This is a genomic window from Albidovulum salinarum (assembly GCF_025673475.1).
Classification (GTDB): domain Bacteria; phylum Pseudomonadota; class Alphaproteobacteria; order Rhodobacterales; family Rhodobacteraceae; genus Albidovulum; species Albidovulum salinarum.
In genome coordinates, this window is record NZ_JAOVQO010000031.1 from 1 (window position 1) to 22,779 (window position 22,779).

A 22,779-nucleotide genomic window follows, 5' to 3' on the forward strand; every position below is an offset into this window, starting at 1 on the left:
CATAGGCCTTGAAGTCGCCGAAATACTTCGTGATCGCCGCCGTCAGCGTCGTCTTGCCGTGGTCAACGTGACCGATGGTCCCGATGTTCACGTGCGGTTTCGTCCGTTCGAATTTTGCCTTTGCCATGATGGCCTCCTGTCTCTGGTCGGTGCGCTGGTGAGCGCCCTACGGGTGGGTAGGGTGCGCCGTCACGGCGCACCGAAAACTCATGCGTACTTCTTCTGGATCTCGTCCGAGATGTTTTGCGGCACGGCCTCGTAGTGGTCGAACTGCATCGTGAAGACCGCGCGGCCCGAGGACATCGAGCGCAGGTTGTTGATGTAGCCGAACATGTTGGCGAGCGGCACGAAGGCGTTGATCACGTTGGCGTTGCCGCGCGTGTCCTGGCCCTGCACCATGCCCCGGCGCGACGTGAGGTCGCCGATGATGCCGCCGGTGTATTCTTCCGGGGTCACCACTTCGACCTTCATGATCGGCTCGAGGAGCTTCGCGCCGGCCTTCTTCAGGCCTTCGCGCATCGCCGCACGGGACGCGATCTCGAACGCGAGCACCGAGGAGTCGACGTCGTGGAAGGCACCGTCGATCAGCGCCACCTTGAAGTCGATCACCGGGAAGCCGGCGAGCGGACCGGAGTCCATGACCGACTTGATGCCCTTCTCGACGCCCGGGATGTATTCCTTCGGAACCGCACCGCCGACGATCTTCGACTCGAACGAGTAGCCGACACCCGGCTCGACCGGGGTGATCACCAGCTTGACGCGGGCGAACTGGCCGGTACCGCCGGTCTGCTTCTTGTGGGTGTAGTCGATCTCGGCTTCGCGCGAGATGGTCTCGCGGTAGGCCACCTGCGGCGCACCGATGTTCGCCTCGACCTTGAACTCCCGCTTCATGCGGTCGACGAGGATGTCGAGGTGAAGTTCGCCCATGCCCTTCATGATCGTCTGGCCCGATTCGAGATCGGTCTCGACGCGGAAGGACGGATCTTCGGCCGCGAGGCGAGCGAGGGCGATGCCCATCTTCTCCTGGTCGGCTTTCGACTTCGGCTCGACGGCGATCTCGATCACCGGCTGCGGGAAGGTCATGGTTTCGAGGACCACCTGGTTCGACGGATCGCAGAGCGTGTCGCCCGTGGTGGTTTCCTTCAGACCCGCCAGCGCGATGATGTCACCGGCGAAGGCTTCGTCGATCTCTTCCCGGTTGATGGCGTGCATCATCATCATCCGGCCAACGCGCTCGCGGCGCTCCTTGGTCGAGTTGATCATCTGGTCGCCCTTCTTGAGGACGCCCGAGTAGATCCGGGTGAAGGTGAGCGAGCCGACGAACGGGTCGTTCATGATCTTGAACGCCAGCGCCGCGAAGGGCTGGGTGTCGTCGGCCGAACGCGCGATGTCGCGGGTTTCGGTCTCGTCACCCGGCTTGAAGCCCATGTAGGCCGGCACGTCCAGGGGCGACGGCAGGTAGTCGATGACCGCGTTGAGGAGCGGCTGGACGCCCTTGTTCTTGAAGGCCGAGCCGGCGGTGACCGGAACGAAGGCCATCGAGAGGCAGCCCTTGCGGATCAGCTTGCGCAGCGTCGCCTCGTCGGGCTCGTTGCCCTCGAGGTAGGCTTCCATCGCCGCGTCGTCCAGCTCGACGGCGAGCTCGACGAGCTTGCCGCGCCATTCGTCGGCGAGGTCGGAAAGCTCTTCGCGGATCGGCTGGCGCTTCCAGGAGGCGCCGAGGTCTTCACCCTGCCAGACCCACTCTTCCATCTTGATCAGGTCGACGATGCCCTCGAGCTTGTCCTCGGCGCCGATCGGCAGAGCGATCGGGGCCGGGGTCGCGCCGGTGCGGTCCTTGATCATCTTCACGCAGTTGAAGAAGTCGGCGCCGATCTTGTCCATCTTGTTGACGAACACGATCCGCGGGACCTTGTAGCGGTCGGCCTGACGCCACACCGTTTCGGTCTGGGGCTCGACGCCGGCGTTGGCGTCGAGAAGGCAGACGGCACCGTCGAGAACCGCGAGCGAACGCTCGACTTCAATGGTGAAGTCGACGTGGCCCGGGGTGTCGATGATGTTAAAACGGAACTTGGTGTCCGAAGTGCCCTCGGCGGTCGGGTCTTCCTGGCGCTGCCAGAACGTGGTGGTCGCAGCCGAGGTGATCGTGATGCCACGCTCCTGCTCCTGCTCCATCCAGTCCATGGTCGCGGCGCCGTCGTGGACTTCGCCGATCTTGTGGGACTTGCCGGTGTAGTAGAGGATCCGCTCGGTCGTGGTCGTCTTGCCCGCGTCGATGTGGGCCATGATCCCGAAGTTGCGGTATCGCTGCAGCGGATAGTCGCGTGCCATCTCTCTTGCCTTCCTTCGGAGTTACCAGCGGTAATGGCTGAACGCTTTGTTCGCGTCGGCCATCTTGTGGGTGTCTTCGCGCTTCTTCACCGCGGTGCCACGACCGTTGACGGCGTCGGTCAGCTCGCCGGCCAGACGCTCTTCCATCGTGTTCTCGTTGCGGTTCTTCGCGGCGGTGATGAGCCAGCGGATCGCCAGCGCCTCGCGGCGCTCCGGGCGAACCTCGACCGGCACCTGGTAGGTCGCACCGCCGACGCGGCGCGAACGCACTTCGAGCGACGGCTTCACGTTGTCGAGGGCTTCGTGGAAGCACTCGACCGGCGAGCGCTTCAGCTTGCCTTCGACGCGGTCAAGCGCGTTGTAGACGATGCGCTCGGCGACGGACTTCTTGCCGTCGACCATCAGGTTGTTCATGAATTTCGTCAGAACCCGATCGCCAAACTTGGCATCGGGCAGAACTTCGCGCTTTTCGGCGGCGTGACGGCGGGACATCTCTTGATCTCCTTATTTCGGACGCTTCGCGCCGTATTTCGAGCGGCGCTGACGACGATCTTTGACACCCTGGGTATCGAGGACACCGCGCAGGATGTGGTAACGTACGCCCGGAAGGTCTTTCACCCGGCCGCCGCGGATCAGGACCACGGAGTGTTCCTGAAGGTTGTGCTTCTCGCCGGGGATGTAGCTGATCACCTCGAAGCCGTTGGTCAGACGGACCTTGGCCACCTTACGCATAGCCGAGTTCGGCTTCTTCGGCGTGGTGGTGTAGACGCGGGTGCAGACCCCGCGCTTCTGCGGGCAGGATTCCAGGTGCTGGGACTTGGACTTCTGCGGCTTGGCTTCCCGGGGCTTCCGGATCAGCTGTTGAATCGTCGGCATTAACTCTCGCCTTTGTTTGCAGCCCGATCAACGATCGCCCGTCAGCGACGTTTCCGGGGGCTTTTCGCTCATGTCGTGCCCTGCGCGTCCGCAAAACACCAAAACCGCATTCGTCCCCTTCGCGGGGGCGACGCGGTGGAATTCCAGAGGATCGGGGCTTTAAGGCCCGGATCATGACCACTTCAGTTCTGATACAAGTCCACGCGCAATACACCCGTGGCCGAGTGGGCGCCGTATAGGGGGAGTCGCGGGGCTTGTCAACAAGGGCCTCAGCCCCTGCCCGTCGCAAGGATGAGCCGGTGCAGCACGAGCGCGAGAGCGAGGACGAGAAGCATCGCGAAGACCGTGTCGGAGAGGAAATGCCGCCCGGTCGTCACCCGCAGCGCAATCCCGATCGCCGGCAGGATCACCCCCGCCGCGGCATAGAGGCGGAAGGCCCAGCCGGGGACCTGCCTGCGGACGACCGGGGCGAGGACAAGGAAGGTCAGCGCCAGCGCGGTCGCGGCCGAGCCCTCGCCCGAGACGAAGGAGCAGTTCGAGACGCATTGGTCGGCCGGTAGCCAGGGCGGCGTGAAGCTCGCCGCGCCGCCGAACTCGGAAATGTCGGCGGGCCGCGCCCGGCCCCAGTGCTGCTTCAGGCCCGCATTGACAGCAAGGATCGGACCGAGGAGATAGAGCAGGAAGACGAATCCGGCCTTCCGTGCGCCGAAGCCCGGCACCGGCCTGCGGATCGCGGCGAGGATCAGCGCCACCGCCGAAAGCAGCACCGCGCCGATCGACAGATCCCAGATGAAGTTGCGCAGGCCCTCGACCAGAGGATCGCCCGACATCGGGAAGCCTGCGCCGGGCGTGTAGAACAGCGCCGAAACCGCGAGATCGAGCCCCGGCCAGAGCGCGAAGACGCCCGTGGCCGCGAGAGTCGCGGCCACAAGCCAGAGCGCGGCGCGGATGTGGTCAAGGCCGGGCATTCAGGCACTCCGCGGGAACGAGGTAGGCGGTGAGCTTTCGACGGAAATAGGCGCCGTTCGTGGTGTCGAGCTCTGCGACCGGCTCCGCCGCCGCGCCGCCGCAAACCGGGGGGGCGATCGAGACGAAGAGCACCTCGCCCGCATCGTCTTCCAACGGGAAGTTCTGCTCGTAGTAGCTCGCCGGGCGTCCCACGGGCCGCGGGGTGCGGAAGGCAAGTCCGCTCCCGTCGCCGGTATGGAAGAGATCGGCGATCATGTCGCGGTTGTCGATCACGACGGTCTCCGTGCCCGCCTCCCTGGCCGCCGCGATGATCTGGCGGCTGAGATCGGCGCGGCCGAGATAGCGCGCGGCGAGCGGCCGGCCCTGCCATTCGGGTGCGGGCGCGATGACGGTCAGGACCGGCAGAAGTATAGCGACCGTGCCGTTTACAGCGAGCGAGAGCGCGAGGAGGCGCGGCGCTCGGACCAGCAGCAAAGGCACCGCGATCAGCGTGCCGGGGAAATAGGCCGCGACCGCCCAGTTCGCCTGCGCCCCCATCAAAAGCGCTTGGACGCTGACGATGACGAGGACCGGGAGCGAGAAGGCGACGAGGGCCCGGACCGTCGCCGATCCCGGCGTCGCATAGCCCCAGAGCAGCGCACCGACGAGGACCGGGCCAAAGACACCGAACTGCGCGAACAGGAACGAAGTCAGCCCGCCGGGATTGAGGCTCGCGTACCAGGACGCCTCGCGCACCCAGCCGACATTGTCCATCGTATGCTCGACCGTGGTCAGGTCGTGGCCGAGGTTCCAGGCGACGTTGGGCAGGATCGTCACCGCGAAGGCCGCCAGCATCGCTGCCCAGGCCCGGCCCGAAAGCCGCGCGGCCGGCACGACCGAGGCGAGCGCCGCTCCGAGGAGGAAGTAGACCGCGGCATATTTGGCGAGGAAAGCGACCCCGGCCGCGGCACCGGCGAGCGCCGCGAAGCGCGCCCGGCCGGCTTCGACCGCGCGGAAGTAGAAATAGAGCGCCGCCGCGAAGAACGGCGCCATGATCGTGTCGGTCGAAATGAGGAGGCTGCCGAGCGCCACCATCGGCAGTGTCGCATAGCTGACCGCGACCCAGAGTGCCGCGCGTGCCGAGAAGAGCCGTGCCGCCAATGTGCCAAGAATGAGCGCCGTCGCGCCGTGGAAGAGCAAGCCAGGCAGCCGGATCCAGAACGGCGCGTCGCTTCCGGCAAGCTCGGTCGCGGCACGGATCACCCAGGCGATCAATGGCGGCTTGGAGTAGTAGCCGAAGTCGAGCCGCTGGCCCCAGAGCCAGTACTGGCTCTCGTCGACGAAAAGGTCGGTCCGGTCGAACCAGAGTGCGACGATCCGCGCGAGCGTCAGCGCGCCGACGACGAGGACCGCGCGGGGAAACCAGCCTGAACGATCAGGCATCGCCCCGTCTTTCGCGGCGGATGAGCCAGAGATTGCGCGCATAGATGAAGACGCCGAGCGACTGTCCGAGTACGAAGACAGGATCCTTGCGGTAGACCGCATAGGCGAAGAGGATCAGCCCGCCTGCCAGCGAGAAGTACCAGAAGGCAAGCGGAACGATGGATTTCCGCGCCCGCTCCGAGGCGATCCATTGCACGAGGAAGCGCCCGGTGAACATGAGTTGACCGAAAAGACCGAAGGCGACCCACCAGAACTCGGTCCAGCTCTCGACATGGAGAACCGCGAAAATCTTGTCCATGCCTCAGCCCCGCTCCGCCTCGGCCTCGGCCGGCCGCGACTTCTTGCGCCGCCGCAAGAGCCACATCACGCCGAGCAGATCCACCGCGCCGACGAGCCCGCGCTGGAGGTTGTTGTACTTCGACCGCCCGCCGCCGCGCGGCCGGTGGCTGACGTCGACATGGGCGACCTGCCAGCCGTCGCGGGCGAAAAGCGCAGGCAGGTAGCGATGCATGTGGTTGAAAAACGGCAGCCGAAGGAACGCGTCGCGGCGGAAGCCCTTGAGCCCGCAGCCGGTGTCTCGCGTGCCGTCCTGCAGCGCCCAGGACCGGATCGTGTTGGCAAAGCGCGAGGCGAGCTTCTTCGACATCGTGTCCTGCCGCCCGACCCGCTGGCCCGCGACGATGCCGATCGCCTCGGACCCCGGCGCGAGCAGCGGCGCGAAGAGCTTCGGCAGTTCCTCCGGCGGGTTCTGGCCGTCGCCGTCGAGCGTGCAGACGATGCCGCCCTTCGCGGCAAGGACGCCGCTGTGGACGGCGGCACTCTGGCCGCCCGAGACGTCGTGGCGGATGAGCCGCAGGTTCGGATGGCTCTCCATGCGCCGCCACACGACGCGGGCTGTGTCGTCGTCGGAGCCGTCATCGACGACGATGACCTCGTGGTCGACATGCGGCGTGCAGGCTGCGTCGATCGCGTCGAGCAGGCCGGTGATGTTCTCCGCCTCGTTCTTCGCGGGGATGACGATGGAAACAGTGACCATGAGAAGCCCGGATTTCGCCCTTCGAAGGATGCGCCGTACCTCGCGCGTGGTACTGCACGCAACCCCGTTTGTAAATGCAGGCGCCCGGCCGCTGTCCTAGCGCAGTCGAAGCGGCGCCTTGTCGGGCGCGGCGACCCTGCGGCCGAGCCGCCGTTCGCGGTGGAAGGTGTAGAGCCCGGTCGCCACGACGATCGCCGCGCCCGTCAGTGTGAGCGTATCGGGCAGCTGGTCGAAGACGAGCCAACCGAGCGCGATCGCGAAGACGAGCGCGGTGTAGCGGAACGGCGCGACGAGGCCGATCTCGCCCACCCGCATCGCCATCACGATGAAGAGATAGCCGACGATCAGGAACCCCGCCGCGGTGACGATGAGCGCCGCCAGGCGAAGGTCGAGCGGCGCCCAGCCTGCCATGGGAACAAGCGCCGCGCCGGCCAGCGTCACCGCCGTGGCGGCGTAGAAGGCGACCGTGGCCGAGGGTATCGCGCCCGACAGCCGGCGCGTCGCGAGGTCGCGCAGGACGACGCAGGCGACCGAGGCGAGACCGAGAACCGACCAGGTGTCGAAGCCGTCCGTGCCCGGCCGCACGATCAGCACCACCCCGAAGAAGCCCGCGGCGATCGCCGCCATCCGCCGCCAGCCGACGGGCTCGGCCAGAAAGAGCGCCGCGCCGAGGGTCACCGCGAGCGGCAGCGCCTGCATGATCGCCGAGAGATTGGCAAGCGGCATGTGGCGCAGGGCGGCCAGGAAGGTCAGCGTCGCCGCCACCTCCGCCACCGAACGCAGACCTAGGCGGCGCCCATCCTCCGCGCCAAGGCGAAGCTGCTTCCGGCCCGTGCGAAGGCCTATGATCGCGAGCGCGGCCATCGCGATGAGCCCGCGCAGGAGGATCGCCTGGGGCAGCGGCAGCTCGGCGGCCACCATCTTCATGCAGGTATCGTTGAAGGTGAAGGCCGCCATCGCGACCGTCATGTAGAGCGCACTGCTGAGATTGTCCCGGTCCTGCATTCCCGCCTCGCGCTCAGCCTGCGACCGGCGCGGCCGCGAGCGCGGCGGAGAACCGGTCGAAGTCGATGCCGAAGCGCCGGGCGGTCCAGTCGGCCGCCTCGTCTGGCGCAATCGGAGCGGAGAGGTTGCGCGCGGGAAAGCTGCTGTCGTTGCTGTCGTGGAAGCCACGCACGAACATCAGCCGGTCGTTGAGGCTGATACCCGGCATGTGCCGGAAGAGCAGATGGTGAGGATAGTCGAGGACCGATTTCTCGTGGCTGGGCGGCATGCAGACGGTGAGAGCGGGGGTCCAGAGCGGCGCGCTCACGAAATGCAGCGCCGCCCTCGCCCCAAACCCCGTGAGCGCGAAGCCCCGGCAATAGTCGATGGAGACCAGGCCTTGGGCCTCGTAGAGCGGCCGCGCGAAAGTGCGGAAATCGCGGCGAATCCGGCGGACAAAGTCGACCGCCACCGCGTCGTCGTCATCGAGCCGGAACTGCGCGACGACGTCGGCCTTAGGGTCGGCGCGGGTGCAAAGGACCGGGCGGCAGGCGTCGCGGTGGACATGCGGCGGGACGAAGACCAGTTCGATCTGCGGGATCCCCGCGATCAGGTCTTGAAGCCGGCCGCGCCAGGGGTCGGGGAAGTCCGAACCGGTGACGACGGTGAGCGTGAAGTCGGGGTCGGTCTGCGCCCGGATCGAGGGCAGGAACACATGCTCGAACCAGAGCACCCGGCTTTCGAGCCGCGCCGGATCGTAAAGGACACGGCGGCGCGCTTCGAGGTCCTCGGGCATCCGCTGGAACCCGCCCTGCACGAGAAGCGAGAACCGGCACACGCCAAGGACCTGGATTTTCACGATAATTCCTTCCGGCTTCGGCCTTCGTGCGGCCGGGCGGCGGCCGCGGACAGGATGTGAGCCGCCCCGCACCTTGTCAATCGCATGAAAAGGCCCCCCGCTTGCGGCGGGGGGCCCTGTCCTGTCACGCGGCCAGCGGTCTCAGCTGTCGCGGCTCTCGAACGTGTCGACGAGACTGCTGTCGGTTTCGACCTCGATCACATCGTCGAGCACTTCCTCGGCCGGCGCGGCGAGCGCGGCGGCCTGCTCGGCCTCGGCCCGGCGCTGGTCGATCACCTTCTGATCGCGGTCCTGCGCGATGCGGCGCACGCGCATCGTGGCCCCGCCGGTCCCTGCCGGGATCAGGCGACCGACGATGACGTTCTCCTTCAAGCCGACGAGCTTGTCGCGCTTGCCCATGACCGAGGCTTCGGTCAGGACCCGCGTCGTCTCCTGGAACGAGGCAGCCGAGATGAACGACCGGGTCTGGAGCGAGGCCTTGGTGATGCCGAGCAGAACCGGCTCGCCCGCCGCGGGACGCCCGCCACGATGCGTAACCTTGTCGTTCTCCTCGTCGAACTCCGACTTGTCGATATGCTCGCCCTTGAGGAGCGTGGTGTCGCCCGAGTCGAGGATCTCGATCTTCTGCAGCATCTGGCGAACGATCACCTCGATGTGCTTGTCGTTGATCTTCACGCCCTGGAGCCGGTAGACGTCCTGCACCTCGTCGATGAGGTAGTCGGCCAGAGCCTCGATCCCCATGATGCGCAGGATGTCATGCGGCGCCGGGTTGCCGTCCATGATGTAGTCGCCCTTGAGCACATGGTCGCCTTCCTGAACCGGAATGTGCTTGCCCTTCGGCACCATGTATTCGACCGGCTGGAAGGACTCGTCGATCGGCTCGATCGTGATCCGACGCTTGTTCTTGTAGTCCTTGCCGAAGCGGACATAGCCCTCAATCTCGGCGATGATGGCATGGTCCTTCGGACGGCGGGCTTCGAAGAGTTCCGCCACACGGGGAAGACCCCCGGTGATGTCCTTGGTCCGCGCACCTTCGCGCGGGATACGGGCCACCACGTCACCGGCCTTGATGTCCTGACCGTCCTCGATCGACAGAATCGCGTCGACCGACATCGGGTAGGAAACCGGGTTGCCGGCATCGTTGCGCACCGGCTCGCCCGTCGCCGGATCCATGACGATGATCTCCGGCTTCAGATCGCTGCCCTTCGGCGCGGTGCGCCAGTCGGTCACGATCTTCTGGGTCATGCCGGTCGCTTCGTCGGTGTCGTCGCGCACCGAGATTCCCGAGACGAGGTCGACGAACTTCGCGACACCCGCCTTCTCGGCAATGATCGGCAGAGTATAGGGGTCCCACTCGAAGAGCTTGGCGCCACGCTTGACGGAATGGCCGTCCTTGACGTGGATCTTGGCGCCGTAGCTCAGCTTGTAGCTCGCCCGTTCCTGGCCGTTCTCGTCGATGATCGCGATCTGCATGGAGCGGCCCATGACGATGTTCTCGCCCGAGGCGTTCTCCAGCAGCATCGGGTTGCGGAATTCGACCTTGCCCTCCTGGCTGGCTTCCTGGAAGGACTGCTGACCGCCCTGCGCGATGCCGCCGATGTGGAAGGTCCGCATCGTCAGCTGCGTGCCCGGCTCGCCGATCGACTGGGCGGCGATGATGCCGACCGCCTCGCCGATGTTGACAAGCGTACCGCGCGCGAGGTCGCGGCCGTAACAGGCGGCACAGACGCCCTCCTCGGCCTCGCAGGTCAGCGCCGAACGGATCCGCACCGAGGCGACACCGGCGGTTTCCACCGCGTCGGCCTTGCGCTCGTCGATCAGTTCGTTCTTGCGGACCAGGATCTCGTCCGAACCCGGCACCAGCACGTCATCGGCCGAGACACGGCCGAGGATGCGCTCGGACAGCGGCGAGACGACCTCGCCGTCATTGACCGCGGCCGAGGCCGTGATCGCCCGGTCGGTGCCGCAATCCGGCAGCCGCACGATGCAGTCCTGCGCCACGTCGACGAGACGGCGGGTGAGGTAACCCGAGTTCGCCGTCTTGAGCGCGGTGTCGGCAAGACCCTTCCGGGCGCCGTGGGTCGAGTTGAAGTACTCGAGCACGGTCAGGCCTTCCTTGAAGTTCGAGATGATCGGCGTCTCGATGATCTCGCCCGACGGCTTGGCCATCAGGCCGCGCATGCCGCCAAGCTGCTTCATCTGCGCGGGCGAACCCCGCGCACCCGAGTGCGACATCATGTAGACCGAGTTCGGCTCCTTCTCGGCGCCGGCATCGTCTTTGCGCACCGCCGAGATCTCGCCCATCATCGCGGTGGCGACGGCGTCGGAGCATTTCGACCAGGCATCGACGACCTTGTTGTACTTCTCACCCTGGGTGATCAGGCCGTCCATGTACTGCTGTTCGAATTCCTTCACCTGGTCGCGAACCTCGTTGACGATCGTCCACTTGGTCTCCGGAATGACCATGTCGTCCTTGCCGAAGGAGATGCCGGCCTTGAACGCCTCGCGGAAGCCGAGCCCCATGATCTGGTCGCAGAAGATGACCGACTCCTTCTGGCCGCAATAGCGGTAGACGGTGTCGATGACGTTCTGCACGTCCTTCTTGCGGAGCAGCCGGTTCACGAGCTCGAACGGCGCCTTGGCGTTTTTCGGCAGGAGCGCACCGAGCCGCACCCGACCCGGCGTGGTCTCGAACCGCTTCAGGACCTCGTTGCCTTCCTCGTCGATCTGCGGGATCCGCGCGGTGATCTTGGAGTGCATGTGCACCGCACCGGCGTCGAGCGCGTGCTGCACCTCGTCCACCGACGAGAACACCATGCCCTCACCCTGCATCCCCTCGCGCATCATCGAGACGTAGTAGAGCCCCAGAACCATGTCCTGCGACGGAACGATGATCGGCGCGCCGTTGGCCGGCGACAGAACGTTGTTCGTCGACATCATCAGGACGCGCGCCTCAAGCTGGGCTTCCAGCGAGAGCGGGACGTGCACGGCCATCTGGTCGCCGTCGAAGTCGGCGTTGAAGGCCGAGCAGACGAGCGGATGCAGCTGGATCGCCTTGCCCTCGATCAGCACCGGCTCGAAAGCCTGGATGCCGAGACGGTGGAGCGTCGGCGCGCGGTTCAGGAGAACCGGATGCTCGCGGATCACCTCGTCGAGGATATCCCAGACCTCCGGGCGCTCTTTCTCGACAAGCTTCTTCGCCTGCTTGACGGTGGACGACAGGCCCTTCGCCTCAAGCCGCGAGTAGATGAACGGCTTGAAAAGCTCGAGCGCCATCTTCTTCGGCAGGCCGCACTGGTGGAGCTTTAGTTCCGGGCCGGTCACGATGACCGAACGGCCGGAGAAGTCCACGCGCTTGCCGAGGAGGTTCTGACGGAAGCGGCCCTGCTTGCCCTTGAGCATGTCCGACAGCGACTTCAGCGGGCGCTTGTTGGCGCCGGTGATGACGCGGCCGCGGCGGCCGTTGTCGAAGAGCGCGTCGACCGATTCCTGCAGCATCCGCTTTTCGTTGCGGACGATGATGTCGGGCGCACGCAGCTCGATGAGCCGCTTGAGGCGGTTGTTCCGGTTGATCACCCGGCGGTAGAGGTCGTTGAGGTCCGAGGTCGCGAAGCGGCCGCCATCGAGCGGCACCAGCGGACGCAGTTCCGGCGGAATGACCGGAACGACGGTCAGGACCATCCATTCGGGCCGGTTGCCCGACTCGATGAAGTTCTCGACGATCTTCAGCCGCTTGATGATCTTCTTCGGCTTCAGCTCCCCGGTCGCCTCCTTCAGCTCCTCGCGGAGCTGCTCGGCGGTGGCCTCGAGGTCGATCGCGGCCAGCATCTCGCGGATCGCCTCGGCACCGATATTGGCGGTGAAGGCGTCGGCGCCATACTGGTCCTGCGCGTCGAGGAATTCCTCTTCGGTCAGGAGCTGGCCGTAGGAAAGGTCCGTGAGGCCCGGCTCGATGACAACGTAGTTCTCGAAGTAGAGAATACGCTCGAGGTCACGCAGCGTCATGTCGAGCATGAGGCCGATGCGGCTCGGCAGCGACTTCAGGAACCAGATATGGGCGACGGGCGCGGCCAGTTCGATATGGCCCATCCGCTCGCGGCGCACCTTCTGGAGCGTCACCTCGACACCGCATTTCTCGCAGACGACGCCGCGATACTTCATGCGCTTGTACTTGCCGCAAAGGCATTCGTAGTCCTTGATCGGCCCGAAGATGCGGGCGCAGAACAGGCCGTCGCGTTCCGGCTTGAACGTACGGTAGTTGATCGTCTCGGGCTTCTTGATCTCGCCGTAGGACCAGCTGAGGATGCGCTCGGGCGAAGCGAGCGAGATCTTGATCTCGTCGAACTGCTTCGGCGCAGCCAGCGGGTTGAACGGGTTGTTGGTCAGTTCCTGGTTCATCTTCAAATCCTTGAAACGGCGCTTCGGGTCAGGTCGGGGCCGATCTTTCGGCGAAAAATCGAGAACGAACTTTCGCCGAAAATTCGCGTCTCCTATTCCTCACCCTCTGCATCCAGGAGTTCCATGTTGAGGCCGAGGCCCCGCACTTCCTTGACGAGGACGTTGAACGATTCCGGCACGCCGGCCTCGAAGTTGTCCTCGCCCTTGACGATGCTCTCGTAGACCTTGGTCCGACCCGCCACGTCGTCCGACTTGACGGTGAGCATCTCCTGCAGGGTGTAGGCCGCGCCGTAGGCTTCCAGCGCCCAGACCTCCATCTCCCCGAAACGCTGGCCGCCGAACTGGGCCTTGCCGCCCAGGGGCTGCTGCGTGACGAGGCTGTAAGGCCCGGTCGAGCGCGCGTGGATCTTGTCGTCGACGAGATGGTGAAGCTTCAGGAGATACTTCACGCCCACGGTGACCTTCCGCGCGAACTTCTCGCCCGTCCGGCCGTCGAAGAGGTCCGACTGGCCGGACGTATCGAATCCGGCGCGGCTCAGCGCGTCGTTGACATCCGCCTCCTTGGCGCCGTCGAAGACCGGCGTCGCGATCGGCACGCCCTTCTTCACCACGTCGGCGGACTCGATCAGGCGATCCTCGTCCATGCCGGCGAAGGCTTCATCGTAGACCGCATCGCCATAGCCGATCCGCAGCGCATCGCGCACGGGGGTCATGTCGCCGGTCCGGCGGTAGTCCTGAAGCGCGTCGTCGATCTTCAGCCCGAGGCCGCGGGCGGCCCAGCCCATGTGGGTCTCGAGGATCTGACCGACGTTCATCCGCGACGGCACGCCGAGCGGGTTCAGCACCATGTCGACCGGGGTTCCGTCGGCGAGGAACGGCATGTCCTCCATCGGCACCACCTTCGACACGACACCCTTGTTGCCGTGACGGCCGGCCATCTTGTCGCCCGGCTGCAGCTTGCGCTTCACCGCGACGAAGACCTTGACCATCTTCATGACACCCGGCGGCAGGTCGTCGCCCCGACGCACCTTCTCGACCTTGTCCTCGAAACGGTGCTCGAGCGCGCGCTTCTGCGCCTCGAACTGGGCGTTGAGCGCCTCGACGTTCTGCGCGTCCTGCTCCTCGCCGAGAGCGAGCTGCCACCACTGGCCGCGCGAGAGCGTGCCGAGCAGTTCCTCGTCGATCACGGCGTTCGGCTTGATGCCCTTCGGCCCCTTTACCGCGGTCTTGCCGAGGATCATGGACTTGAGGCGGGCATAGATGTTGCGCTCGAGGATCGCCTGTTCGTCGTCGCGGTCGCGTGCCAGACGCTCGACTTCCTCGCGCTCGATCTGCAGCGCGCGCTCGTCCTTGTCCACGCCGTGGCGGTTGAAGACGCGCACTTCCACGACCGTGCCGAAGTCACCCGGCGGCAGCCGAAGCGAGGTGTCGCGCACGTCCGAGGCCTTCTCGCCGAAGATGGCGCGCAGGAGTTTCTCTTCCGGCGTCATCGGGCTTTCGCCCTTGGGCGTGATCTTGCCCACGAGGATGTCGCCCGGCCCGACTTCGGCGCCGATGTAGACGATGCCCGCCTCGTCGAGGTTGCGCAGCGCCTCCTCGCCGACGTTCGGGATGTCGCGGGTGATTTCCTCAGGCCCGAGCTTGGTGTCACGGGCGGCGACTTCGTATTCCTCGATGTGGATCGAGGTGAAGACGTCGTCCTTGACGATCCGCTCGGAGATGAGGATCGAGTCCTCGTAGTTGTAGCCGTTCCACGGCATGAACGCGACGATCACGTTCTTGCCGAGCGCGAGCTCGCCCATGTCGGTCGACGGGCCGTCGGCGATGACCTCGCCCTTGGCGACCTTGTCGCCGACCTTCACCAGAGGCTTCTGGTTGATGCAGGTGTTCTGGTTCGAGCGCTGGAACTTCCGGAGACGGTAGATGTCGACACCGGCATCGCCGATCTCGAGATCCTCGGTCGCGCGGATAACGATCCGGGTGGCGTCCACCTGGTCGATGATCCCGCCGCGCCGCGCCATGATCGCTGCGCCGGAATCCTCGGCAACGACCGATTCAATGCCGGTGCCGACGAAGGGCGCATCCGCCTGCAGGAGCGGCACCGCCTGCCGCTGCATGTTCGAGCCCATCAGCGCGCGGTTCGCGTCGTCGTTCTCGAGGAACGGGATCAGCGAGGCCGCGACCGAGACGAGCTGCTTCGGCGAAACGTCGATCAGGTCGATCACGTCGGGCGGGTTCAGCATGAATTCGCCCGACTGGCGCGTCGAGACGAGGTCGTTCTTGAAGCGACCCTCATCGTCGAGCTGCGCGTTGGCCTGGGCGACCGTGTGGCGCATCTCCTCGGTGGCGGACATGTACTGCACTTCGTCCGTCACCTGACCGTCCTTCACCTTGCGGTAGGGGGTCTCGATGAAGCCGTACTTGTTCACCCGCGCGAAGGTGGCGAGCGAGTTGATTAGGCCAATGTTCGGGCCTTCCGGCGTCTCGATCGGGCACATCCGGCCATAGTGGGTCGGATGCACGTCGCGGACCTCGAAACCGGCGCGCTCACGGGTCAGACCGCCCGGCCCGAGGGCCGAGAGGCGCCGCTTGTGCGTCACTTCCGACAGCGGGTTGGTCTGGTCCATGAACTGAGAGAGCTGCGAGGAACCGAAGAACTCGCGCACCGCGGCGGCGGCGGGCTTGGCGTTGATCAGGTCCTGCGGCATGACGGTGTCGATCTCGACCGAGGACATCCGCTCCTTGATCGCGCGCTCCATGCGCAGGAGGCCGACGCGGTACTGGTTCTCCATCAGCTCGCCGACCGAGCGCACCCGGCGGTTGCCGAGGTGGTCGATGTCGTCAATCTCGCCCTTGCCGTCCCTGAGTTCCACCAGCGCCTTGATGCAGGCGATGATGTCCTCGCGGCGCAGCGTCCGCATCGTGTCGGGCGCGTCGAGGTCGAGGCGCATGTTCATCTTCACCCGGCCGACGGCCGAGAGGTCATAGCGCTCGCTGTCGAAGAACAGCGTGTCGAAGAGCGCGGAGGCCGCCTCGACGGTGGGCGGCTCGCCCGGGCGCATGACGCGGTAGATGTCCATGAGCGCGCCGTCGCGGCCCATGTTCTTGTCCGCCGCCATCGTGTTGCGGATGTAGGCGCCGACGTTGACGTTGTCGATGTCGAGCACCGGGATCGCGGTGACGCCGTTGTCGAGAAGCACCTTCAGCGTGCCGCCGGAGATCTCGCCGTCCTTGTCGATGGTCTGGGTCAGCTCGTCGCCGGCCTCGACATAGATCGCGCCAGTGTCCTCGTTGATGATGTCCTTGGCGACATAGCGGCCGAGGATGTGGTCGAAGGGCACCAGAAGCTCGGTGACCTTGCCCTCTTCCTGCAGCTTCTTGACCATGCGCGGCGTGACCTTGTCGCCCGCCTTGCAGATCACCTCGCCCGTGGCCGCGTCCACGAGGTCATAGGTCGGACGCGTGCCGCGCACGCGCTCGGGGAAGAACTTGGTCACCCAGCCCTTGTTCTTCTTCAGCTTGAACTCGACCGTGTTGTAATAGGCATCCATGATGCCTTCCTGGTCGAGGCCGAGCGCATAAAGCAGCGTCGTGACCGGCAGCTTGCGGCGGCGGTCGATGCGCGCGAAGACGATGTCCTTGGCGTCGAACTCGAAATCGAGCCAGGAGCCGCGGTAGGGAATGATCCGGCAGGCAAACAGGAGCTTGCCCGAGGCATGGGTCTTGCCCTTGTCATGGTCGAAGAACACGCCGGGCGAACGGTGCATCTGGGACACGATGACCCGCTCGGTGCCGTTGACGATAAAGGTGCCGTTCGGCGTCATCAGGGGCATGTCGCCCATGTAGACGTCCTGCTCCTTGATGTCCTTGACCGAGCGCGCGCCGGTATCCTCGTCGACATCGAACACGATCAGGCGCAGCGTCACCTTCAGCGGCGCGGCATAGGTCATGTCGCGGCTCTGGCATTCCTCGACATCGTACTTCGGCTTCTCGAGCTCGTACTTCACGAACTCCAGGATCGCGTTCTCGTTGAAGTCCTTGATCGGGAAGACCGACTGGAACACGCCCTGGATACCCTCGCCGTCGCTGGCCTTCGGGCCGTCGCCGGATTTCAGGAACAGGTCGTAGGAGGACTTCTGAACCTCGATGAGGTTCGGCATTTCGAGGACTTCACGGATTTTGCCGAAGTATCTGCGGATACGCTTCTGGCCAACGTAGCTCTGAGCCATGCTCGTCGTCACCTTTCGTCTCTTCGCGGGGGCGTCCGTGTCGGGGTCACACGAGCGCGCCGCTTGCGAATAGGGGGTAGGTCCCATTCATGCCCCCCGTCCCACCGGGTGGCTCCCGAACCTTTAACCGCGCCTTGGAAGGGGCACCTTTCGCGCCACGGGGGCCGATGCCCCTTCCAAGACAGGTTCGGCTGGGCCCGGAATTGCCCGGACCCAGCCAATCACAGCGGTTGGAGCGCCGAAGCGCCCCGCCCGATTACTTGAGCTCGACCTTGGCGCCAGCCTCTTCGAGCTTCTTTTTGATCTCTTCGGCTTCGGCCTTCGCCGCGCCTTCCTTGACCTTGCCACCGGCCTCGACGAGGTCCTTGGCTTCCTTCAGGCCGAGACCGGTGATCGCGCGCACTTCCTTGATCACGTTGATCTTCTGCGCGCCGGCGTCGGTGAGGACGACGTCGAACTCGGTCTTCTCTTCCGCGGCTTCGGCAGCAGCGCCAGCGGCCGGGCCGGCCATCATGACGGCGCCACCGGCAGCCGGCTCGATGCCGTATTCGTCCTTCAGGATGGTTTTCAGTTCCTGGGCCTGGAGGAGCGTGAGGTTCACGATCTCTTCGGCGAGTTTCTTCAGATCAGCCATTTCTCTGTTCCGTTCCTAGTTTGGTGTTCCAACGTCGGGCTTGGCCCCACGAAGGCACGAAGTTGCTCACGCGGCTTCCCGCTCTTCCAGAGTGGAAAGGATGCCCGCGATGTTCGAAGCAGGCGCGCCAATGGCCCCGGCGATGTTCGAAGCGGGGGCGCCGATGCAGGACACGATCTGAGCGATGAGCTCTTCACGCGACGGCATGGCGGCCACGGCTTTAACACCGGCCTGGTCCAGAGCCGTATCGCCCATTGCGCCGCCAAGGATCGCGAACTTTTCGTTCTTCTTGGCATATGCATCCGCGACCTTCGCAGCAGCGACAGGGTCCTCGGAATAGGCGAGTACGGTCATGCCCGTGAGAAGCTGGCCGATGCTTGCGCAGGGCTTGCCTTCCAGGGCGATCTTGGCGAGCTTGTTCTTGGCAACGCGGACGGACCCGCCAGCGGCACGCATGTCCGCGCGCAGGTCCTGCATCTGAGCAACCGTCATGCCTTCGTAGTGGGCAACCACCACGACGCCAGAGCTTTCGAAGATCTGGCCGAGTTCCTCGACCATTTTCTCTTTCTGGGCTCTATCCACGGTTTCTCTCCAAGTATGGGGGTTTCCCCCCGGCTCTCTTATGCCCCCGATCGTCTGGGAGCGTTCGGGTCCGTGATGGTCCCGAGGCCTTGATCGCCCGAGGCTTGCCCCGGCTAATCTCGTCTCGTTCCCCATCTCAGGAAGGATTTATGGGGTCGCCCCCACCCTCCGTCTCGGACAGGACGGGGCGTTTCCGCCCCGCCATTCACCGGACCTGGGCCCGGCAAATTCTAGATGGGCTCAGTTGCCCGATGCCGACATCAGGTCGACGCTGACGCCCGGCCCCATGGTCGAGGAGAGCGACACCTTCTTAAGGTACGCGCCCTTCGCGCCCGACGGCTTGGCCTTCGAGACCGCATCGACGAAGGCACGGACGTTCTCGGCGAGCTTCGCCGCGTCGAACGACACCTTGCCGACGCCCGCGTGGATCACGCCGGCTTTCTCGACCCTGAACTGGACTTCGCCGCCCTTCGCCGCTTCGACGGCCGCTTTCACGTCCATCGTCACGGTGCCGACCTTCGGGTTCGGCATCAGGTTGCGCGGGCCGAGGATCTTACCCAGACGGCCGACGATCGGCATCATGTCCGGGGTCGCGATGCAGCGGTCAAAGTCGATCTTGCCGGACTGGATGGTTTCCATCAGGTCTTCGGCGCCGACGATGTCCGCGCCGGCCGCCTTGGCTTCGTCAGCCTTCGGGCCGCGGGCGAAGACTGCCACGCGCACGGTCTTGCCGGTGCCGTTCGGCAGGGTCACGACGCCGCGGACCATCTGGTCGGCGTGGCGCGGATCGACGCCGAGGTTCATCGCGATTTCCAGCGTCTCGTCGAACTTGGCCGACGCGGCGCCCTTGATCAGGGTGACGGCATCCTCGACCGTGAGGTTCGACTTGCCTTCGAAGGCGGCACGGGCCGCCGTAGTGCGTTTACCGATCTTGGCCATGACTTACCCCTTCACCTCGATGCCGATCGAACGGGCGGAGCCGAGGATGATCTGCATCGCAGCCTCGACGTCGTTGGCCGAAAGGTCTTTCATCTTGGCTTCGGCGATCTCGCGCACCTGGGCCACGGTCACATAGCCCGCGGTCTCGCGGCCCGGCTTCGTCGAACCCTTCGGACGGTTGCGCTTGCCCACCGGCTTCAGGCCCGCGGCCTTCTTCAGGTAGTACGAGGCCGGCGCCGTCTTGGTCTCGAACGAGAAGGACTTGTCGGCGTAGTAGGTGATGATGACCGGAACCGGGGAACCGGGCTCCATCTCCTGGGTCTTCGCGTTGAAGGCCTTGCAGAATTCCATGATGTTGATGCCGCGCTGACCGAGCGCCGGACCAACGGGGGGCGAGGGGTTGGCCTGCCCCGCCTTGATTTGCAGCTTGAGGCTGCCCATTACCTTCTTGGCCATCAGGCCTCTCCTTTGTCACTGTCGCCCCGGAGGACGAAGTTTAGTGGTTCGGTCCTCCCGGTCCTGGCCCGGAATCGCCTCCCACGGCTCACACGTCAGGCGACTTTCTGCACCTGCGTGAATTCCAGTTCGACCGGCGTCGGCCGGCCGAAGATCGACACCGTCACCTTGAGGCGGTTCGAATCCTCGTCCACTTCCTCGACCATGCCCGAGAAGCCGTCGAACGGCCCGTCGGTGACCTTGACCTGCTCGCCGATCTCGAAGCGGATCAGGTTGCGCGGCGCGGCCTCGCCTTCCTCGACGCGGTTGAGGATCTGGTTGACCTCGCCGTCGCGCATCGGCATCGGCTTGCCCTGAGGGCCGAGGAAACCGGTCACGCGGTTGATCGAGGTGATCAGGTGATAGCCGCGATCGGTCATCTCCATGTGCACGAGCACGTAGCCCGGCATAAAGCGCCGCTCGGACGTCACCTTCTTGCCGCGGCGAATCTCCAGCACCTCCTCGGTCGGCACGAGAACCTCGTCGATCTCGTCCTGAAGGCCCTTCTCGGCCACGGCATGCTTGATCTGTTCGGCGATCTTCTTCTCGAAATTCGAGAGAACGCTCACCGAATACCACCGCTTCGCCATCTGCCTTTGACCTCGCTCGACCGACGGCACGCCGCCGGAAAATCCCGTAATTTCCGCAGGTTTCCCTGCATTCTCCCGAACAAAAAACAGCGCGCATACCGAATCGTTGCGCGCCGGTGCCGGGAAAGTGCGCCCCAGTTACCGACCTTCGCGCCGAATTTCAAGACCGAAGGGCCTGAACCTCCGGTGTCAGCCGCCGAAGCCCAGGATCGCACCCAGCCCGGTGCGGATCACCAGGTCGACCAGGAAGAAGAATACCGAGGTCAGCGCGGCCATGACGAAGACCATGATCGTCGTCGTGACCACTTCCTTGCGGTTCGGCCAATGGACCTTGGCGGCCTCGGAACGGACCTGCTGCATGAACTGTAACGGATTCGTGGCCATTTCTCGCTCATTCCCTATCGCCGACGCCACGCAGATATGCCGGCGCGCGGAGGGTTGCAACCCTGAAGCGGCTTCAGAAGTTGAGGCTGATGCGGCGGATGAGGTTGATGCTGACCCGGTATTGGTCGGCGCTGCCGAGTTGCGTGATCGGAGAATCGGCGGCGTCGTTCAGCAGCCGGTTCCACGAGGCGCGGCCCTCGACACCCCACAGCTCGTTGAACTGATAGGTCGATTTCAGTTCGATCCCGGCGCTCACCAGACCGCCGCTGGCATCGAACACCGGAAGCGAACCGCCGGCGGCATTTGCGGGCGTGACGCCGAAATAGGTGCTCGAATAGGTGTTGTCGCCGAACCCGATCCGCGGGCCGAGCGAAACCGTCAGCGCATCGGTCGGGCGCGTCACCCAATCTGCGCCGAGCGTGCCGACAAAGCCCTCATGGCCGTTGAACCCATAGCGGATGTCGCCAAAGGCACGGTAGTTCCGCGCCTCGTAGCCGGCGCCGATTCCGAGTTCCAGCGTCCAGTCGACATCGTCGAGCCCGGCGAGTTCGGGATAGTCGGCGATGTTGCGCTCGCCGATGAACCCGGCCGAGCCGTAAAGGCCGAAGCCCTCGCGGTAGCCGACGGACCCGAGCGAGCCCCAGGTAAAGCCGTTCGGAAACCGCACGAAATCGAAGCGGAAGGTACCGGTGGCGCCGAGATCGTAATCGTCCCAGCCAGGAAAGGCCGGAGCGGTGCCAACGCCAAGACCGAGCGTTACGACCACATCAGGGTTGGCGGCGTCGAGAGCACCGCCGGCATCGAAGACGCCGGCCGAAGTCTCCTGAGCGAAGGTCGCGCCCGACAGGGCAAGCCCGGCAACCGCGGCGGCGATCAGGTTCTTGGTGGCATAGCTCATAACCCAGACTCCCGACTTGCGATCCGACCGGCACGAGTTGCCGGCAGAATCATAGCTCATGTGCACTGGCGCAGCGGCTCTTGCTTCCATTCCGACTCCACTATTCCAACAACCTCGGCTGCTGCCAAGGGTTTATGACGTGGATGAACAATATCGCTAGCCGCGAAGCGGGGGCTTCGATCGGGTGCGGTGTTCGGCGTAACTTGCGGGAAGGCGGCCTGGCAGGGGCAGCAGGACTCGAACCCGCGACCCTCGGTTTTGGAGACCGATGCTCTACCAACTGAGCTATACCCCTAGGCCGAGCGGGTGTTTACGCGCGCCGCGATCGCTTGGCAAGAATGAAAAGCGCGCGAAGTGTCATTCGTCCTCCCGGAACACGAAAAGAAAGGCCGCCCCCTGGGGCGGCCGATCCGTGAGCAGTGGAAAGCCTGCCTGTCAGTTCAGGATCGCGCGGATATGCCCGCCCTTCTCGCCGTGGCTGTCTCCGCCATAGATCACCGTAGCAAGCGCCGCTTCCTGTGCGGCGGTCAGGTTCGAAAGATCGGCGCCGGGCACGATCTGGCGGACTTCGGCGCGGTCGAGATCGGTGAGTACCGAGGCTTCGGTCATCGCGAAAGCGGCCGGGGCGAAGGCGGCGATGGCGGCGGCGGTCATGGCGAAGAGTTTCATATCGTGTCCTTTCGTTCCGTGGCGGTTCAGCCTGGTTCGGTGCGGTGGCATCCGATGAGGCCAAGATGGGCAAGGGCGTCCACGAGGGGAAATCACGCCTTGATCGCGGCGGATCGCGCAAAAATGGGCTTGATGTGAACACGGTGCGCCCTATCGCAGTGCCAGAGGCAAGAATGCCCGCGAATTGCGCAATCGAACGCTCACGACGCAGCGAGTGTTGCCGCCTTGCGTCCGCAAGGCGACGACGCGCAGGTTCCCTGTGCATCACCACACAGGCATTTCGTAGATGGATAGGTCCGTCAGAACGACGAAAGGCGGCCCGAGGGCCGCCTTTCCCGCACTCCGGGCGGAGTGATACTTACTTGATGATTTTCGAGACGACGCCGGCGCCGACGGTGCGGCCGCCCTCGCGGATGGCGAAGCGGAGCTTCTCTTCCATCGCGATCGGGGCGATCAGCTCGACCTCGAACTTCAGGTTGTCGCC

Annotated in this window: 21 protein-coding genes and 1 tRNA gene; all 22 read right to left on the reverse strand. The window is 65.1% G+C overall.

Going from position 1 to position 22,779, the window contains the following annotated elements; genetic code table 11:
• Positions 1 to 127, reverse strand: a 127-nt coding sequence (locus OEZ60_RS20910) for a GTP-binding protein (protein ID WP_232825566.1), incomplete at its 3' end; no start/stop codon positions are given.
• An 80-nt stretch (positions 128 to 207) separates the two neighbouring features.
• Positions 208 to 2,331, reverse strand: coding sequence for an elongation factor G (gene fusA, locus OEZ60_RS20915; RefSeq protein WP_263340575.1), 2,124 nt, complete (start codon positions 2,329 to 2,331; stop codon positions 208 to 210).
• 21 nt (positions 2,332 to 2,352) lie between these two features.
• Positions 2,353 to 2,823, reverse strand: a complete 471-nt coding sequence (rpsG, locus tag OEZ60_RS20920) for a 30S ribosomal protein S7 (protein WP_263340577.1) — start codon at positions 2,821 to 2,823, stop codon at positions 2,353 to 2,355.
• Between the two features lie 12 nt (positions 2,824 to 2,835).
• Positions 2,836 to 3,207 (reverse strand): 30S ribosomal protein S12, encoded by a 372-nt coding sequence (gene rpsL / locus OEZ60_RS20925; RefSeq protein ID WP_263340580.1) that lies wholly within the window; start codon positions 3,205 to 3,207, stop codon positions 2,836 to 2,838.
• A gap of 269 nt (positions 3,208 to 3,476) precedes the next feature.
• Entirely contained in the window at positions 3,477 to 4,175 is a 699-nt protein-coding gene (locus OEZ60_RS20930; RefSeq protein WP_263340581.1) for a phosphatase PAP2 family protein, read from the reverse strand.
• Positions 4,162 to 5,598, reverse strand: coding sequence for an ArnT family glycosyltransferase (locus OEZ60_RS20935; RefSeq protein WP_263340583.1), 1,437 nt, complete (start codon positions 5,596 to 5,598; stop codon positions 4,162 to 4,164). The genes OEZ60_RS20930 and OEZ60_RS20935 overlap by 14 nt, the downstream gene beginning before the upstream one ends.
• On the reverse strand, positions 5,591 to 5,896 hold the full coding sequence (locus OEZ60_RS20940) for a lipid-A-disaccharide synthase N-terminal domain-containing protein (protein ID WP_263340585.1): 306 nt from the start codon (positions 5,894 to 5,896) through the stop codon (positions 5,591 to 5,593). The genes OEZ60_RS20935 and OEZ60_RS20940 overlap by 8 nt, the downstream gene beginning before the upstream one ends.
• A 3-nt stretch (positions 5,897 to 5,899) precedes the next feature.
• Entirely contained in the window at positions 5,900 to 6,634 is a 735-nt protein-coding gene (locus tag OEZ60_RS20945) for a glycosyltransferase family 2 protein (protein ID WP_263340587.1), read from the reverse strand.
• 96 nt (positions 6,635 to 6,730) lie between these two features.
• Entirely contained in the window at positions 6,731 to 7,639 is a 909-nt protein-coding gene (locus OEZ60_RS20950; RefSeq protein ID WP_263340589.1) for a DMT family transporter, read from the reverse strand.
• A gap of 13 nt (positions 7,640 to 7,652) precedes the next feature.
• On the reverse strand, positions 7,653 to 8,477 hold the full coding sequence (locus tag OEZ60_RS20955; RefSeq protein ID WP_263340592.1) for a putative rhamnosyl transferase: 825 nt from the start codon (positions 8,475 to 8,477) through the stop codon (positions 7,653 to 7,655).
• A 141-nt stretch (positions 8,478 to 8,618) separates the two neighbouring features.
• Positions 8,619 to 12,875 (reverse strand): DNA-directed RNA polymerase subunit beta', encoded by a 4,257-nt coding sequence (gene rpoC / locus OEZ60_RS20960; protein WP_263340595.1) that lies wholly within the window; start codon positions 12,873 to 12,875, stop codon positions 8,619 to 8,621.
• Positions 12,876 to 12,967: 92 nt separating this feature from the next.
• Positions 12,968 to 17,104, reverse strand: a complete 4,137-nt coding sequence (gene rpoB, locus OEZ60_RS20965; protein WP_263340618.1) for a DNA-directed RNA polymerase subunit beta — start codon at positions 17,102 to 17,104, stop codon at positions 12,968 to 12,970.
• A gap of 256 nt (positions 17,105 to 17,360) precedes the next feature.
• Entirely contained in the window at positions 17,361 to 17,738 is a 378-nt protein-coding gene (gene rplL / locus OEZ60_RS20970; RefSeq protein ID WP_263340596.1) for a 50S ribosomal protein L7/L12, read from the reverse strand.
• 66 nt (positions 17,739 to 17,804) lie between these two features.
• Positions 17,805 to 18,320 carry a 50S ribosomal protein L10 gene (gene rplJ, locus OEZ60_RS20975; RefSeq protein WP_263340598.1) on the reverse strand — a complete coding sequence of 172 codons (516 nt, stop codon included), beginning with the start codon at positions 18,318 to 18,320 and terminating at the stop codon, positions 17,805 to 17,807.
• 240 nt (positions 18,321 to 18,560) lie between these two features.
• Positions 18,561 to 19,259: a 50S ribosomal protein L1 gene (gene rplA, locus OEZ60_RS20980; RefSeq protein ID WP_263340601.1), complete on the reverse strand. Its 699-nt coding sequence runs from the start codon at positions 19,257 to 19,259 to the stop codon at positions 18,561 to 18,563.
• Positions 19,260 to 19,262: 3 nt separating this feature from the next.
• The gene (gene rplK / locus OEZ60_RS20985) at positions 19,263 to 19,715 is read right to left on the reverse strand and encodes a 50S ribosomal protein L11 (protein ID WP_263340604.1); all 453 of its coding nucleotides are present in this window, start codon (positions 19,713 to 19,715) and stop codon (positions 19,263 to 19,265) included.
• Between the two features lie 95 nt (positions 19,716 to 19,810).
• Entirely contained in the window at positions 19,811 to 20,344 is a 534-nt protein-coding gene (gene nusG / locus OEZ60_RS20990; RefSeq protein WP_263340607.1) for a transcription termination/antitermination protein NusG, read from the reverse strand.
• 189 nt (positions 20,345 to 20,533) lie between these two features.
• Positions 20,534 to 20,728: a preprotein translocase subunit SecE gene (secE, locus tag OEZ60_RS20995; RefSeq protein ID WP_263340610.1), complete on the reverse strand. Its 195-nt coding sequence runs from the start codon at positions 20,726 to 20,728 to the stop codon at positions 20,534 to 20,536.
• Between the two features lie 73 nt (positions 20,729 to 20,801).
• Positions 20,802 to 21,626: a MipA/OmpV family protein gene (locus tag OEZ60_RS21000; protein ID WP_263340612.1), complete on the reverse strand. Its 825-nt coding sequence runs from the start codon at positions 21,624 to 21,626 to the stop codon at positions 20,802 to 20,804.
• A gap of 219 nt (positions 21,627 to 21,845) precedes the next feature.
• A tRNA-Trp gene (locus OEZ60_RS21005) sits at positions 21,846 to 21,921 on the reverse strand.
• A gap of 140 nt (positions 21,922 to 22,061) precedes the next feature.
• A complete protein-coding gene (locus OEZ60_RS21010) occupies positions 22,062 to 22,295 on the reverse strand; it encodes a hypothetical protein (protein ID WP_263340615.1) in 234 nt (77 codons plus the stop codon).
• A gap of 358 nt (positions 22,296 to 22,653) precedes the next feature.
• Positions 22,654 to 22,779, reverse strand: a 126-nt coding sequence (locus OEZ60_RS21015; protein WP_459178388.1) for an EF-Tu C-terminal domain-related protein, incomplete at its 5' end; no start/stop codon positions are given.

What these genes read in the sequence shown, in the direction of transcription:
- fusA (WP_263340575.1), bottom strand. Translation starts at nt 2,331, where the DNA reads ATGGCACGCGACTATCCGCTGCAGCGATACCGCAACTTCGGGATCATG.
- rpsG (WP_263340577.1), bottom strand. Translation starts at nt 2,823, where the DNA reads ATGTCCCGCCGTCACGCCGCCGAAAAGCGCGAAGTTCTGCCCGATGCC.
- rpsL (WP_263340580.1), bottom strand. Translation starts at nt 3,207, where the DNA reads ATGCCGACGATTCAACAGCTGATCCGGAAGCCCCGGGAAGCCAAGCCG.
- OEZ60_RS20930 (WP_263340581.1), bottom strand. Translation starts at nt 4,175, where the DNA reads ATGCCCGGCCTTGACCACATCCGCGCCGCGCTCTGGCTTGTGGCCGCG.
- OEZ60_RS20935 (WP_263340583.1), bottom strand. Translation starts at nt 5,598, where the DNA reads ATGCCTGATCGTTCAGGCTGGTTTCCCCGCGCGGTCCTCGTCGTCGGC.
- OEZ60_RS20940 (WP_263340585.1), bottom strand. Translation starts at nt 5,896, where the DNA reads ATGGACAAGATTTTCGCGGTTCTCCATGTCGAGAGCTGGACCGAGTTC.
- OEZ60_RS20945 (WP_263340587.1), bottom strand. Translation starts at nt 6,634, where the DNA reads ATGGTCACTGTTTCCATCGTCATCCCCGCGAAGAACGAGGCGGAGAAC.
- OEZ60_RS20950 (WP_263340589.1), bottom strand. Translation starts at nt 7,639, where the DNA reads ATGCAGGACCGGGACAATCTCAGCAGTGCGCTCTACATGACGGTCGCG.
- rpoC (WP_263340595.1), bottom strand. Translation starts at nt 12,875, where the DNA reads ATGAACCAGGAACTGACCAACAACCCGTTCAACCCGCTGGCTGCGCCG.
- rpoB (WP_263340618.1), bottom strand. Translation starts at nt 17,104, where the DNA reads ATGGCTCAGAGCTACGTTGGCCAGAAGCGTATCCGCAGATACTTCGGC.
- rplL (WP_263340596.1), bottom strand. Translation starts at nt 17,738, where the DNA reads ATGGCTGATCTGAAGAAACTCGCCGAAGAGATCGTGAACCTCACGCTC.
- rplA (WP_263340601.1), bottom strand. Translation starts at nt 19,259, where the DNA reads ATGGCCAAGATCGGTAAACGCACTACGGCGGCCCGTGCCGCCTTCGAA.
- rplK (WP_263340604.1), bottom strand. Translation starts at nt 19,715, where the DNA reads ATGGCCAAGAAGGTAATGGGCAGCCTCAAGCTGCAAATCAAGGCGGGG.
- nusG (WP_263340607.1), bottom strand. Translation starts at nt 20,344, where the DNA reads ATGGCGAAGCGGTGGTATTCGGTGAGCGTTCTCTCGAATTTCGAGAAG.
- secE (WP_263340610.1), bottom strand. Translation starts at nt 20,728, where the DNA reads ATGGCCACGAATCCGTTACAGTTCATGCAGCAGGTCCGTTCCGAGGCC.
- OEZ60_RS21000 (WP_263340612.1), bottom strand. Translation starts at nt 21,626, where the DNA reads ATGAGCTATGCCACCAAGAACCTGATCGCCGCCGCGGTTGCCGGGCTT.
- OEZ60_RS21010 (WP_263340615.1), bottom strand. Translation starts at nt 22,295, where the DNA reads ATGAAACTCTTCGCCATGACCGCCGCCGCCATCGCCGCCTTCGCCCCG.